Origin of the sequence: Arthrobacter sp. 135MFCol5.1, from assembly GCF_000374865.1 — a bacterium.
Taxonomy (GTDB): domain Bacteria; phylum Actinomycetota; class Actinomycetes; order Actinomycetales; family Micrococcaceae; genus Arthrobacter.
In genome coordinates this window covers 84,528-98,972 of record NZ_KB895454.1, presented here as the reverse complement: position 1 = coordinate 98,972, position 14,445 = coordinate 84,528, and the positions used below count along the sequence as shown (strand labels likewise).

General features: G+C 66.8%; 11 protein-coding genes. All 11 read right to left on the bottom strand.

Features of this window, described 5'->3' with window-relative positions; translation table 11 throughout:
• Positions 1–37: 37 nt before the first annotated feature.
• The 11 genes from whiA to C563_RS0106585 all read right to left on the bottom strand — a co-directional run bounded on the left by whiA (position 38) and on the right by C563_RS0106585 (position 14,396).
• Positions 38–1,018, bottom strand: a complete 981-nt coding sequence (whiA, locus tag C563_RS0106635) for a DNA-binding protein WhiA (RefSeq protein WP_015937022.1) — start codon at positions 1,016–1,018, stop codon at positions 38–40.
• 9 nt (positions 1,019–1,027) lie between these two features.
• Positions 1,028–2,044: a gluconeogenesis factor YvcK family protein gene (locus C563_RS0106630; RefSeq protein WP_018761255.1), complete on the bottom strand. Its 1,017-nt coding sequence runs from the start codon at positions 2,042–2,044 to the stop codon at positions 1,028–1,030.
• Positions 2,044–2,967, bottom strand: coding sequence for an RNase adapter RapZ (gene rapZ / locus C563_RS0106625; RefSeq protein ID WP_018761254.1), 924 nt, complete (start codon positions 2,965–2,967; stop codon positions 2,044–2,046). Before rapZ ends, C563_RS0106630 begins: the two co-directional genes overlap by 1 nt.
• A 68-nt stretch (positions 2,968–3,035) precedes the next feature.
• On the bottom strand, positions 3,036–5,036 hold the full coding sequence (gene uvrC / locus C563_RS0106620; RefSeq protein ID WP_018761253.1) for an excinuclease ABC subunit UvrC: 2,001 nt from the start codon (positions 5,034–5,036) through the stop codon (positions 3,036–3,038).
• Between the two features lie 44 nt (positions 5,037–5,080).
• A complete protein-coding gene (locus C563_RS0106615; RefSeq protein WP_026264445.1) occupies positions 5,081–5,749 on the bottom strand; it encodes a lysophospholipid acyltransferase family protein in 669 nt (222 codons plus the stop codon).
• Positions 5,736–6,452, bottom strand: a complete 717-nt coding sequence (locus C563_RS0106610; RefSeq protein WP_026264444.1) for an HAD hydrolase-like protein — start codon at positions 6,450–6,452, stop codon at positions 5,736–5,738. Before C563_RS0106610 ends, C563_RS0106615 begins: the two co-directional genes overlap by 14 nt.
• An 82-nt stretch (positions 6,453–6,534) precedes the next feature.
• Complete coding sequence (gene uvrA / locus C563_RS0106605) at positions 6,535–9,459, bottom strand: excinuclease ABC subunit UvrA (protein WP_018761250.1); 2,925 nt, start codon at positions 9,457–9,459, stop codon at positions 6,535–6,537.
• Between the two features lie 47 nt (positions 9,460–9,506).
• A complete protein-coding gene (locus C563_RS0106600) occupies positions 9,507–9,887 on the bottom strand; it encodes a GntR family transcriptional regulator (RefSeq protein WP_018761249.1) in 381 nt (126 codons plus the stop codon).
• Positions 9,884–11,695 carry an ABC transporter ATP-binding protein gene (locus tag C563_RS0106595; protein WP_018761248.1) on the bottom strand — a complete coding sequence of 604 codons (1,812 nt, stop codon included), beginning with the start codon at positions 11,693–11,695 and terminating at the stop codon, positions 9,884–9,886. Before C563_RS0106595 ends, C563_RS0106600 begins: the two co-directional genes overlap by 4 nt.
• Positions 11,692–13,479 carry an ABC transporter ATP-binding protein gene (locus C563_RS0106590; protein WP_026264443.1) on the bottom strand — a complete coding sequence of 596 codons (1,788 nt, stop codon included), beginning with the start codon at positions 13,477–13,479 and terminating at the stop codon, positions 11,692–11,694. Before C563_RS0106590 ends, C563_RS0106595 begins: the two co-directional genes overlap by 4 nt.
• 137 nt (positions 13,480–13,616) lie before the next feature.
• Positions 13,617–14,396: a trans-aconitate 2-methyltransferase gene (locus C563_RS0106585; protein ID WP_026264441.1), complete on the bottom strand. Its 780-nt coding sequence runs from the start codon at positions 14,394–14,396 to the stop codon at positions 13,617–13,619.
• Positions 14,397–14,445: the final 49 nt, after the last annotated feature.

The window sequence follows — 14,445 nt, the reverse complement described above, 5'->3', positions numbered from 1 at the left end:
GTCTGGCGCCCGGAATCTTTTTGATTCTATGGGGCGCTTACTCGTCCAGCATTTCCGGCGTCACATTGGCGTCGGTTCCGGGAATGCCCAGGTCAAGGGCGCGTTTGTCCGCCATGGCCAGGAGCCGGCGGATCCGGCCGGCAATCGCGTCCTTGGTCATCACGGGGTCGGCCAGCCGGCCCAGTTCGTCCAGGCTGGCCTGTTTGTGCGCCACGCGCAGTTCCCCGGCGTATTTCAGGTGGTCCGGAACGTCGTCGCCGAGGATCTCCAGGGCCCGGTCCACCCGGGCGCCTGCGGCCACCGCGGCCTGCGCGGAACGGCGCAGGTTGGCGTCGTCGAAGTTGGCGAGTCGGTTGGCCGTTGCACGGACTTCCTTGCGCATGCGGCGTTCTTCCCAGACCATCAACGCGTCGTGGGCGCCCATCCGGGTCAGCAGCGCCGCGATGGTGTCGCCGTCGCGGATGACCACGCGGTCCACTCCCCTGACCTCACGCGCCTTGGCCTGGATGTCCAGGCGGCGGGCCGCCCCGACCAGGGCGAGGGCCGATTCGGGCCCCGGGCAGGTGACCTCCAGCGAGGACGACCGTCCCGGTTCCGTCAGTGAGCCGTGGGCCAGGAACGCCCCGCGCCATACGGCTTCGGCATCGGCCGCCGAGCCGTTGACGACGGCGGACGGCAGCCCCCGCACCGGGCGGCCCCGGCCGTCCAGCAGGCCGGTCTGCCGGGCCAGTGCTTCGCCGTCGCGGACCACACGGACCACGTAGCGGCTGGCGCGGCGCAGTCCACCGGCCGAGACCACGATGATTTCGCTCTGGTGTCCGTAGACTTCGGCGATGGCGGCGCGGAGCCGGCGGGCCGTGGACGCCAGGTCCACTTCCGCTTCGATGACGATCCGGCCGGAGATGATGTGCAGTCCCCCGGCGAACCGGAGCATGGCGGAGACTTCCGCCTTGCGCACTGATGACTTCTTGATGTCCAGACGGGACAGTTCTTCTTTGACTGATGCTGTCAGTGCCATGGCACCTTCCTAACTGTTCCCAAAAATGTCCTGGTACGCCGTGGCCAGCCGCAGTGGCTCGTGGACTGGGCGGCGTCCCGACGCCCCTACTTTACCCAAGACCACCTCCGCTCCAATCATGGCGGCGGCCTTCTCGAACTCCTGCCGGTCGGGTACTGAAGCGGGATCGGCGAGGACCACGTCCACGCTGAACTCCGGAGCGTAGCGCCGGAGGACGTGGAGATGGTCGGCGGCGCTCATGCCCGACGTTTCTTTGGTATCGGTGGCAAGGTTCATGGTCAGGCAGCGCTTGGCCGGCGTGCTGCACAGTGCCTGGCGCATCTCGGGCAGCAGCAGGTGCGGCAGGACCGAGGTGTACCAGGACCCCGGGCCCAGGACCACCCAGTCCGCCAGCTCGATCGCCGTCAGGGCCTCCGTGCAGGCGGGCGCCGATTTCGGCAGGAGCCGGACTTCTTCGAGCGACCCGGCGACGGCGCAGCGCGCCTGCCCGTGGATGGTCTCCAGCCCCGTTCCGCCGCCGGGGGTGGTGACGCGGACGTCGCCTTCGATCGTGAGCGGGACGGTGGACATGGGCAGCACCTGGCCACGGGCGCCCAGCAGCGCACCGGCCCACTTGAGTCCGGCGACGGCGTCGCCCAGCAGTTCCCACAGGGTGACGATCAGCAGGTTGCCCATGGCGTGTTCATCGAGGGAACCGCCCGGGCCTTTGCCGGCGCGGAACCGGTGTTGCATGACGTCGCGCCAGGTGCGGCCCCAGTCGGTATCGTCGCACAGGGCGGACAGGGCCATGCGGAGGTCGCCGGGCGGGAGCACGCCGTACTCCTCGCGCAGGCGCCCGGACGAGCCGCCGTCGTCCGCCACGGTGACAATTGCGGTGAGCTCGGAGGTGAGCAGGCGCAGGGCCGACAAGGAGGCCGCGAGGCCGTGTCCGCCGCCCAGTGCTACAACGTTGGGGCCCTTGTCCTGGCCGGGCGACGTACCGCCGGCCGGTGGCACCAGGGGCAGGGCGCCGGTGAAAAGGGCCATTATTCGCGGCCCAGATCCCGGTGCGCGGTGGTCACGGTGACGCGCGGGTACTGGGCGAGCTTCTTGGAAAGCTCGACGGCGACCGCGACGGAGCGGTGCTTGCCGCCGGTGCAGCCAACGGCGATCGTGGCGTAGTGCTTGTTTTCCCGCCGATATCCCTCCAACACGGGCTCCAGCGCGAGGACGTAGCGGTCCACGAAGTTCTTGACCCCTTCTGCCTCAAGCACGTAGTCACTGACGTCCTTGTCCAGGCCGGTCAGGGGGCGCAGCTGGGGCACCCAGTGCGGGTTGGGAATGAACCGCACGTCGGCCACGTAGTTGGCGTCCACCGGGAGGCCGTACTTGAAGCCGAAGCTCATGACGTTCAGGCGCAGGGCCACGGGACCGGTTTCGCTGAACAGCTCCGTAATGGCCGTGGCGAGTCCGTGGACGTTGTAATTGGAGGTATCGAGCACGACGTCCGAGCTGTCGCGCAGCTCCTGCAGCAGCTCGCGTTCCGCGGCGATGCCGTCAAGGATGCGGCCCCCGCCCTGGAGCGGGTGGGGGCGGCGGCCCTGTTCGAAGCGCCGGACCAGGACGTTGTCGCTGGCGTCCAGGAACAGCACCCGGAAGGTGACCCCGCTGGCGGCGAGTGCGCCCAGAGCGGACCGGATGTCGGCGAAGAGTCCCTTGCTGCGGACATCGATGACCACCGCGAGCCGGGGAATGGACTGGGGAGCGTGCGAGACGAGTTCGGCCAGGGTGCCGAGCATCTGCGGCGGCAGGTTCTCCACGACATACCAGCCGTGGTCCTCCAACGCGTCGGCGGCGGTGCTCCGCCCGGCGCCGGACATTCCGGTGACCACCAGCAGCTCCGCTTCGAGCGGCTTGACTGTCTCCAGCCCGTCCTGCCCGTCCTCGGATCCCGCCGTCGTGTCTGCCATGAAGTCCGCCCCGTTTCGTTGTTGTGCCAGGGGCCGCCGCAGTGGCGCCGCCCCGTCACTTACCCTAGCTAAGTTTCAATGATTTCGCCGGTGGCCATGTTAATTGCCGGGACGGACACGGCGTCGTCCGTGCCGGTGGCGAAGTGGTTCACGATGGCGCCGGCCAAGGCGGGTCCGATCCCCTTGGCTTCGGAGAGCTCTTCCACGGTGGCGGCCTTGACGCCCTTGACCGAACCGAAATGCGCCAGCAGGGCCTTCCGTTTGGACGCGCCCAGGCCCGGGACGGCGTCAAGCGCGGAGACGGTCATGGCCTTGCCGCGCTTTTGCCGGTGAAAGGTGATGGCAAAGCGGTGGGCCTCGTCACGGATCCGCTGCAGCAGGTACAGGCCTTGGGAAGTTCGGGGCAGGATCACCGGAAAATCGCTGTCCGGCAGCCATACTTCCTCCAGCCGTTTGGCCAGGCCCACCACGTAGACGTCATCGATGCCCAGCTCGGCCAGGGCGCGCGCTGCCGCGTTCACCTGCGGCTGGCCGCCGTCCACCACCACAAGGTTCGGCGGGTAGGCGAATTTGGCCTTGGGCGCCGGCGTGGTGGTGTCCAGCACTGCGTCCCCGGCCACGGGGTCTTTCCCATCCGCGGCAAGGAGGGATTCATCCACCTGTGCGGACTTGTCCTGCAGGTAATGGCGGAAACGCCGGGTCAGGACGTCATGCATGGCCGCCGTGTCGTCGGAGGCGGCAGGCCCGGTGATGGAGAACTTGCGGTAATCGGACTTCTTGGGCAGGCCGTCCTCCACCACCACCATGGAGGCCACCACGTTGGTCCCCTGGACGTGCGAAACGTCGAAGCATTCGATCCGGAGCAGCGGAACGGGCAGGTCAAGGGCTTCCTGCAGTTCCTGGAGTGCCTGCGACCTGACGGTGATGTCACCGGCACGCCGGGTTTTGTGGAGCTTGAGCGCGTGCTCGGCATTTTCTCGCACGGTGGACATCAGCGCCGCCTTGTCTCCGCGCTGCGGGACGCGGATGTCCACTTTGGCCCCGCGGATGCCGCCAAGCCAGGTGGCGAGGTCCTCCGCGTTGCTGGGTGCGACAGGGACCAGGACCTCGCGCGGCAGCCTGCCGTGGGTCTCGCCGTCTTCGCCGTAGACCTGCTGGAGCAGGTGCTCCACGAGGTCCGGGGTGGTGAAGTCCTCCACCTTTTCCACCACCCAGCCGCGTTGCCCGCGGATCCGGCCGCCCCGGACGTGGAACACCTGGACTGCGGCTTCGAGCTCGTCCTCGTGCAGGGCGAAGACGTCGGCGTCGGTGTCTTCGGACAGCACCACGGCGTTGCGTTCGAAGACTTTGCGCAGGGCGGCGATGTCGTCGCGCAGCCGCGCGGCGTGTTCGTAGTCCAGTTTCGCCACGGCGTCGGCCATCTGCTTTTCCAACTTGTTGATGAACCGTTTGGCCTCGCCGCCCATGAAGGCGCAGAAGTCGTCGGCCAGCGCCCTGTGGTCGTCCGGCGAGATCCGGCCCACGCAAGGTGCGGAACATTTGTCGATGTAGCCCAGCAGGCACGGGCGGCCGCTGGCTTCGGCCCGTTTGAAGACGCCGGCACTGCAGCTGCGCACAGGGAAGACGCGCAGCAGGGTGTCCATGGTTTCGCGGATGGCACCGGCGGTGTAGGGCCCGAAGTAGCGGGTACCCTTCCGCTTGTCCCCGCGCATGACCTGGACCCTGGGGTATTTTTCGCCCATGGTGACGGCGAGGTAGGGGTAGGTCTTGTCGTCCCGGAACACGACATTGAACCGGGGCTTGAATTCCTTGATCCAGGTGTACTCAAGCTGCAGCGATTCCAGTTCGCTGCCCACCACGGTCCACTCGACGCTGCTGGCCGCGTGGACCATGGCGTAGGTTTTCGGCAACAGGCCCGCCGGGTTGGCAAAGTATGAGTTCAGGCGGGACCGGAGGCTCTTCGCCTTTCCCACGTAAATCACCCGCCCATGCGGGTCACGGAACCGGTAGACGCCCGGGTTGGTGGGGATTTCACCGGTTTTGGGCCGGTAACTTGCTGGATTTGCCACCTATCAAGTCTACTAAGGCGCGCCGGGCATCTGCGCCAGCACGGCTACTCGGCGGACTTGCTCTGGTTGTAGCTGGTGGAGCGCTCCTGGCCGGTCAGGGCAGCGATCGCGTCCATGATCCGGTCCGTGACCTCACGGCGCGCGGGCAGCGAGTGGTCCGGGCCGGTCTTATCGAAGTACAGCGGCTCCCCCACCTTCATGGTGAAATGCTGTGGCCTGACACCCTTTTCGCCGGCCCGCTGGAGTTTTTCGGTCCCGATCAGGCCCACCGGAATGACCGGTGCCCCGGTGGTCAGCGCGAGCCAGCCGACGCCGGTGCGTCCGCGGTACAGGATGCCGTCGCGGGACCGGGTGCCCTCAGGGTAGATGCCGATGCCGCGGCCGGACTCAAGGATGTCCAGGAGTGTCTTGAGCGCCTGGACGCTGGCTGCCTGTTCGCCGCGCTCCACGGGGATGGAACCCACGGATTCGAAGAACGCCTTCATGACCTTGCCTTTGACGCCTCCGGTGGTGAAGTACTCGGCCTTGGCGAAGAACGCGACCGGGCGGGGCATCAGCGCCTGGACGATCACACTGTCAAAGAACGACAGGTGGTTGGGGGCCACGATGAAAGGGCCGTCGGAGGGGACATTGTCCAGGCCGACGACGGTGGGGCGGCAGGTGCCGGAGATGAGGTTCCGCGTCGTCCAGCGGACGGCATCAAACATTTCCATTGTTGCTCACCCCGCTCATGGCCGCGGTGTGGACGGCTTGCAGCCGTTCGATGACTGTGACCAGTTCCTCACCAGTGCTGACGACGGCGACCGACCCGGCCTCTTCAAGTTCGCCGTCTGGCGCGAATCCCCAGGCCACGCCAATACAGTCCAGGCCGTTGGCAATCGCTCCCGAAACGTCCTGTGCCCGGTCCCCCACCATGATGGCGTGTTCGGTATCCAGGTCCCGCAGGGCTGCGGCAATGATCTGGGTCTTGCCCAGCGGAACGCCGTCCACGGCAGCTTCGTCGTCGGCGGACCCGTGGATGCCGTGGAAGAAGCCGTCGATGCCGTGGTGTGCCAGTACGGTGTGCGCAAGGCGCTGCGGCTTCTGGGTGGCCACGGCAACGGGCCGTCCGGCCGCTGCGAAGGATTCGAGGATTTCCTGGATTCCGGGGTACAGCCTGCTCTGGGCGATTCCGGTGGAGACGTAGTGTTCCCGGTAGCGGCGGACCACCTCTTCAAGGCGGTCCGCCGGCACCTTCGCTACGTTGAGCAGTGAGTCGCTCAATTTGGGGCCGATCATCGCATCCAGCAGGTCCTGGGCGGGCACCGGCAGCCCCAGCCCGCGGAGGGCCGATGCAATGCCTTCTGTTATTCCACCGGCCGGGTCGACAAGAGTGCCGTCCAGGTCAAAGATCACGGGCACTGTTGTTGAAGTCACCGGGTTAGTTTCTCACGACAGCGCGAGTGCCTGAAACTCGCATTCCCGTACAGGAATATTTCCGGACAGATTCCGCTGCTGGTCAGCCCAGTATTTCTGCCAGGAACTTCCCCGTATGGCTGGTGCTGGACTTGGCGACCTGCTCCGGCGTTCCCGCCGCGACGATCTGGCCGCCACCCGAACCGCCGTCGGGCCCGAGGTCCACGAGCCAGTCCGCACTCTTGATGACGTCCAGGTTGTGCTCGATGGTGATCACCGTGTTGCCCTTGTCCACCAGCCCTTGGAGGACCATGAGGAGCTTGCGGATGTCCTCAAAGTGCAGCCCCGTGGTGGGCTCGTCCAGGACGTAGATGCTGCGCCCGTTGGACCGCTTCTGCAGCTCGGCCGCGAGTTTGACGCGCTGCGCTTCACCGCCGGACAACGTGGTGGCGGGCTGGCCCAGCCGCACATAGCCCAGTCCGACATCCACCAGGGTGTTCAGGTGGCGGGCGATGGGCGAGAATGCCGCGAAGAACTCGGCGCCCTCCTCGATGGGCATGTTGAGGACGTCGGCGATGGTCTTGCCCTTGTAGTGGACTTCCAGCGTTTCCCGGTTGTAACGGGCACCGTGGCAGACCTCGCAGGGGACGTACACGTCAGGCAGGAAGTTCATTTCGATTTTCAGCGTGCCGTCACCGGAGCATGCTTCGCAGCGGCCGCCCTTGACGTTGAAGGAGAACCGGCCCGGCAGGTAGCCGCGAACCTTGGCTTCGGTGGTCTCCGCGAAGAGCTTGCGGATGTTGTCGAACACTCCCGTGTACGTGGCCGGGTTGGATCGGGGGGTGCGGCCGATGGGGCTCTGGTCCACGTGGACCACCTTGTCCAGGTGCTCGAGGCCCTGGACGGTCTTGTGCCGGCCAGCCACCTGCTTGGCGCCGTTGATCTTGTTGGCGAGCACCTTGTAGAGGATTTCGTTGACGAGCGTGGACTTACCGGAACCGCTCACGCCGGTCACCGCAGTAAAGAGTCCCAGCGGGAAGGCTGCGTCGACGTTGACGAGATTGTTCTCCCGGGCGCCCACCACTTTGATTTCGCGCTTTTTGTCGTACTTCCGGCGCTTTTTGGGCACGGCGATGGCCTTGCGGCCGGACAGGTAGTCGCCGGTCAGGGATTGCTTGTTTTCCAGCAGCTCCTTGTAGGTTCCGGAGTGCACCACCTGGCCACCGTGTTCTCCTGCGCCCGGTCCGATGTCCACGATCCAGTCAGCCACGTGGATGGTGTCCTCGTCATGCTCAACCACGATGAGGGTGTTGCCCATGTCGCGGAGCCGGGTGAGGGTTTCGATGAGCCGGCGGTTGTCGCGCTGGTGCAGGCCGATGGAGGGCTCGTCCAGGACGTACAGCACGCCCACCAGGCCGGACCCGATCTGGGTGGCGAGCCTGATGCGCTGTGCTTCGCCGCCGGAGAGGGTGGCTGAGGGGCGCTCGAGGTTAAGGTATTCGAGGCCCACATCCAGCAGGAAGGTAAGCCGCGCCTGGATCTCCTTGAGGACCTGGTGCGCGATCTGCGCTTCACGTCCGGTGAGGACCAGGGTGTTCAGGAACTCCGCACAGTCCCGCATGGGCAGTGCCGCTACTTCGGCGATGGACTTGCCGTTGATGAGGACCGAGAGCGAGGCCGGGTTGAGCCGGGCACCGTTGCAGGAAGGGCATGGGACCTGGCGCATGTATTCTTCGTAGCGGTCGCGGGCCCAGTCGGAATCGGTCTCGCCATGCTTGCGGTGGACGTACTGGATGGCACCCTCGAAGCCGGTGCTGTATTTGCGTTCCCGGCCGAACCGGTTCCGGTACTGCACCACCACCTTGTGGTCCTTGCCGTGCAGGATGGTCTGGCGGACGTCCTTGCCGAGCTTCTCCCACGGCGTGGCCATGGAGAAGCCCACTTCCTTGGCGAGGCCTTCCAGGAGACGGTTCCAGTATTCGGTGGTGGCGGTTCCCAGGGACCATGGCGCGATGGCGCCTTCGGAGAGCGAGAGTTCCGGGTTGGGAACGATCAGTTCCTCGTCCACCTCCAGCCGGGTACCGATGCCGCTGCAGGCCGCGCAGGCACCGAAGGGGTTGTTGAAGGAGAACGAGCGGGGCTCGATCTCGTCGATGGCCAGCGGGTGCTCGTTGGGGCAGGCGAGGTTCTCGGAGAAAGCCCGGATCCGTCCGGGATCGTCGGCGTCAAGATCCACGAACTCGGCCAGGACGCGGCCTTCCGCCAGCCCCAGGGCCGTCTCGATGGAGTCGGTGAGCCGCTGGCTGATGCCTTCCTTGACCACGAGGCGGTCCACCACTACCTCTATGGTGTGCTTGAATTGCTTGCCCAGCTTGGGCGGATCGCTCAACTGGACCAGGTTGCCGTCCACCCGCGCACGGGAGTAGCCCTTGGCGCTGAGCTCTTTGAAAAGGTCAACGAACTCGCCCTTGCGGCCGCGCACCACCGGCGCCAGGACCTGGAATCGGGTTCCGTCTGCGAGTTCCAGGAGCTGGTCCACAATCTGCTGCGGCGTCTGCTTGGATACCGGCTCACCGCACACGGGGCAGTGCGGCCTGCCGACACGTGCCCACAACAGGCGCATGTAGTCGTAGATTTCGGTGATGGTGCCCACGGTGGACCGCGGGTTCTTGCTGGTGGACTTCTGGTCGATGGAGACCGCCGGAGACAGCCCTTCGATGAAGTCGACATCGGGTTTGTCCACCTGGCCCAGGAACTGGCGCGCGTAGGCGGAGAGCGATTCGACGTAGCGGCGCTGGCCTTCGGCAAAGATGGTGTCGAACGCCAGGGACGACTTTCCGGATCCGGAGAGGCCTGTGAAGACAATCATGGCGTCACGGGGCAGGTCCAGGTCCACGTTGCGCAGGTTGTGCTCCCGCGCGCCCTTCACGACGAGCCTGGAGAGGTCCGGGCGCTGCGGGACGGCAGCGGGGGCGGCGGTGAAGGAGGAGGCGGGGGCAGAGGTTTCTTCAGCTACGGCTTTAGGCACCCCATAATGCTAATCGAAAACTTCTTCGAACATGCGCGGTTCCGCCCTCAGGGAACATCGTAGGCGGCCGCCAGCAGCTTGACGGCCTCCGCGAAGCTGGCCCCCTGCGCCTTGGCCACGTCCGCGTACGCCGCCGCGGCGGCGGCCAAGCCGCCGAGCCTCTCATCCCGCGCCGAAACCACCGTGCCATTCCGCCCGCGGGTGGCTACAATCCCCGCGGCTTCGAGCTCCTTGTAAGCCCTGGCCACGGTGTGCGGGGCGACGTCGAGCTTTTCCGCCAGGGCACGCACGGCCGGGAGCCTGGTGCCCGGGGCAAGCGCGCCGTTGTCAGCAAGGTGGATGACCTGCAGCCGCAGTTGCTCGAACAGCGCCACGGTGCTGGCGGGATTCGGCCGCCAGGCGCCGGGGAAGTCCGCCGGGGCGCTCACAGGCCACCCTCCAGGACACCGGCGCGGCCGTCACGGGCGGCGAACTGTGCGTTGTAGAGCGCGGCGTAGTAGCTGTTGGCGGCCAGGAGGCTCTCGTGCGTTCCCTGCTCAACGATGCGTCCATGGTCCATGACCAGAATTAGATCAGCGTTCCGGACCGTGGACAAACGGTGGGCGATGATGAAACTGGTCCGGCCGTTCCGGAGCCGTTGCATCGCCTGGCGGATCAGGAGCTCGGTCCTGGAATCCACCGAGCTGGTGGCCTCGTCCAGGACCAGCACCGAGCGTCCGGCCAGCTGCGCCCTGGCTATCGTGATGAGCTGCCGCTGTCCTTGGCTGAGGGGCTCGCCGCCGTTTTCCAGTACGGTACCGTAGCCGTGGGGCAGGGACCGGATGAAACGGTCGGCATGGGTGGCCTCCGCGGCGGCGACGACGGCATGGTCCGAAGCCTCCGGAAGGCCATAGGCGATATTTTCCCGGATGGTCCCGGCGAACAGCCAGGCATCCTGCGGAACCACGCCGAACCGGGAGCGCAGCTGGTCGCGGGGAACGGAGGAGATGTCCTGCCCGCCAATGGAGATCCGGCCCGAGGAAGGCTCGAGGAAACGCATCAGCAGGTTCACCACGGTGCTCTTGCCGGCGCCGGTGTGTCCCACGATGGCCACCGCCTGCCCCGGATCAACCGTGAAGGTGAGGTCGCGGACCGCGGGGACCGAACCCGGGTAGCGGTACGTGACACCATCGAAAACGATGCGGCCGGCAACCGGCCCGGCCGGTGCCGTGCCGGCCGGTTCCGGGGGGTCCTCCACCGCGTCCAGGAGTGCGAAGACTCTTCCAGCCGACGCCGCACAGGACTGCATGACGCTGAGCAGGCCGCCAATCTGCCCCACGGGCTGGGTGAACAGCCGGCTGAACTGGATGAACGCCTGGACCCCGCCAATGGTCATGGACCCGGACAGGATCTGCAGGGCTCCCACGACCGCCACCGCAATGTAGTTGAGGTTGGACATCAGGACCATCAGCGGCTGGACCACGCCCGCGGAAAACTGGGCCTTGCGGCCGGCCCGGGCCAGCCGTGCGTTGCTCTGGCCGAACACTCCCGCAGCCTGCTCCTGCCAGCCAAAGGCCTTGACCACCTCGTGGCCGCTGATGAATTCCTCCACGTGCGCGTTGAGCTCGCCGGTCTCCTTCCATTGGCTGGCGAAATGCTCCTGCGAGCGGCGAGCCACCAGCACGGTGATCCACGTCGAGACCGGGACGGTGGCAACGGCAATGGCGGCGAGCAGCGGCGAGATCCACAGCATCATGGCCAGCGAGCCGCACAGCATGAGGACGGAGACGATCAGTTGGGTCAAGACCTGGTTCAGGGCCTGGGCAATGTTGTCGATGTCGTTCGTGGCGCGGCTGAGGACGTCGCCCCGGGACCGCTCCCGGAAGTAGGTGGACGGCAGGCGGTGCAGCTTGTCCTCCACCGAGGCGCGGAGCCTGAACATGAGGCCCTGGACGGCACGGGCCGTCAGCGCCCCCTGGATCCAGTTGAACAGTGAGGCGAGCACGTACATGCCGGCTACAACCGCGAGCAGGGTGCCGAGGCGCTGGTCCAGGCTGCCTTGGGCGACGCCGTCCACCACCAGGTCCGTGGCGTCACCAAGATACTTGGGAGCGGCAACGTTGAGGCCGGCGAAGGCGCACGTGGCGCCGACGGCGCCCAGGACCCGCAGCCGGAAAGGGCGGAGGAGGCCAAGGAGCCTCGCCGCGGTGGGCCGGAAGGAGTGGGCAGCAGCCACGGCTTCGCCGGCCGCCGTCACAGGGGGCCGTCCAGCGCGAGCTGGGACTCGGCGATTTCCCGGTAGGTGGCCGAGTCCTGCAACAGCTCCGTGTGCGTTCCCTGGGCGGCGAGCCGGCCGTCGTCGAGCACCAGGATGAGGTCTGCGTCCTCGACGGCGGACAGGCGTTCAGCAACCACGACCACCGTGGCGGCCGCCAAAACCTGGTCCAGCGCCAGCCTCAGCCTGGTGTCGGTGCGGTAGTCGAGGGCGGAGAAGCTGTCGTCGAAAAGGTAGAGGGGCGCCTGGCGCAACAGTGCCCGGGCAATGCACAGCCTCTGGCGCTGCCCGCCCGACAGGCTTGCGCCGCCCTGCCCCACCGGCGTGGCAAGACCCAACGGGAGGTCGCGCATGAACCGCATGGTCTGCGCCGTCTCCAGGGCCGCCCACAGTTCCTCGTCGGTGGCCTCCGGCGCACCCAGCCGCAGGTTATCCGCAATGGTTCCGGTGAAGAGGTGGGAGTTCTGCGGCACGATCCCCATGGCTCCGCGCAAAAGGTCCAGGGGCATCTCCCGGACGTCGCGGCCGCCCACGGTGATGTGGCCTTCCGTGGGGTCGAGGAACCGCGGAATCAGGTTCAGCAGCGTCGACTTCCCGCTTCCCGTTGAGCCGACGATCGCCAAGGTGGTACCCGGTGCTGCGGTAAAGCTGATGTCTGCGAGCACCGGCGCTTCAGCTCCCGGGTAGCAGAAGCCAACCCCATGGAACTGGAGGAGGCCCGGCCCGGGTGCCGGTGCGCCCGCGTCCGTACTCCGGCCGCCCGGCCTGGCTGGTCCATTACCGGCGCCGGGAATCCGGGCCGCCGCGTCGCGGACCGACGGCTCGGTGTCCAGGACAGCCTGGATGCGTTCGGCGCAGGCAGCCGCGCGCGGCGCCGTCATGAGGACGTACATGGCCATCATGATGGCCAGCAGGATCTGCATGATGTAGGCGATGAAGGCGGTGAGGGCGCCGAGGTTCATCAGGCCGTCCTGGATGCGGTGCCCGCCGAACCAGACCACGGCGACCGAACTGATGTTGACCACCAGCATGATCATCGGCAGCATCCCCGCCACCAGCAGCGCAGACTGCAGGTTGTTCGCGGTCAGTCCGGCGTTGGCCCGGGCAAACCGCCGTGCTTCGTAATCCTGGCGGACGAAGGCGCGGATAACATCCACGCCGATGATTTGTTCGCGCAGGATTCCGCCCGAGCGGTCCAGCAGGTCCTGGCCCTCCCGGTAGAGCGGAATCAGGCGGCGCACGATCAGGTACATGATCAGCAGGAGCAGCGGAACGATGACGATCACCACCACGGACAGCGCCACGTCCTGCTGCACGGCCAGGACGATTCCCCCGACGCCCATGGCGGGTCCGGCAAAGAGCATGGTGAAAACCAGGACGGCGAATGCCTGGATTTGCTGGGTGTCGTTGGTGGCACGCGTGGTCAGGCTTTGGGTTCCGAACAGAGCCACGTCCTGTGACGACAACGACTGGATCCGGGCAAAGACTTCCGCCCGCAGCCGGCGCCCGATCCGCATGGCCACCACTGCTCCCAGGTAGCCTGCCCCGATGGCGGACGCCGCCTGTACCACGGCGATGACGGCCATCGCCGCGCCCAGCCTGGATATGGCGGCCGTATCCCCGGCCACAATGCCATCGTCAATGATCGCCGCGTTCACTGTTGGCAGAAGCAGGTTGGCCGCTGCCTGGACCAACTGGAGCAGCACGATGGCCCACACCTGGGCTTGCTGTCCAGCGAGTTGCCGCCTGATGAGACCGACCAGCAAAATACCCCCCGTAGATGCACCCGGTCGAAGCGGGCCGGCGACTCGACCCTAAACCACAGACCACATTGTAAGCCAGATCACTTTTCGCCGCTGTCACGCCTTGTGACCAATGCATCAAACAAGAGTCGTCGCCCGTTTCAGCCGTCCCTGCGCCCGACGGCGAAGATCCTGCGGAACGGGAAGACGGTGCCGTGGGGTCCCCGCGGATAGGCGTCACGCAGTGCTGCGGCGTATTCGGCTTCGAAGCGCTTGGCGTCATCCTCCGCCAACGCGGCCAGGACGGGACGCAGCCCCGTGCCCCGAACCCACTCAAGGACCGGGTCCGGCCCGGGAAGGACCTGCTGGTAGCTGGTTTCCCACACGTCCGCGGCGTACCCGGCGTCGAGCATGATCCCAAGGTAGTCCCCCGGCTCCCCCACGGACTCCCCGCCACGCAACACCCCGCCAAGCTTGTCGGCCCACGGGGCTGAGGACGCCAGTTCCCGCATCAGTGCGTGCGAGGGAGCGTCGAAATTTCCGGGAACCTGCAGGGCGAACCACGCACCCGGGCCGAGCGCCGCGAGCCATCCCCGCAGCATGTCCTGATGGCCGGGGACCCACTGCAGGGCGGCGTTGCTGACCACGACGTCCGTGTCCGGCGAGGGCGTCCACTCGGCGATGTCGGCCTGTTCGAACCGCAACGACGGGTGCTCCTGCGCGAGGCGTGCAGCCTTGGCCAGCATTTCCGCGGAGGAGTCCACGCCCACCACGTCGGCCCCGGGCCAGCGGTCGCTGAGCGTCGCCGTCAGGTTGCCCGGCCCGCAGCCCAGGTCAACCACCTTGGCAGGGTGTCCGGCAAGGATCCGGGCGGTGAGGTCGAAGAAGGGCCGGTTCCGGTAATCGCCGAATTGGACGTACTTGACGGGGTCCCATTTCATGAGGTTCTCCAGGTTCTGCTGCGCACACGGCCAGGCCGAGCCTAACCCG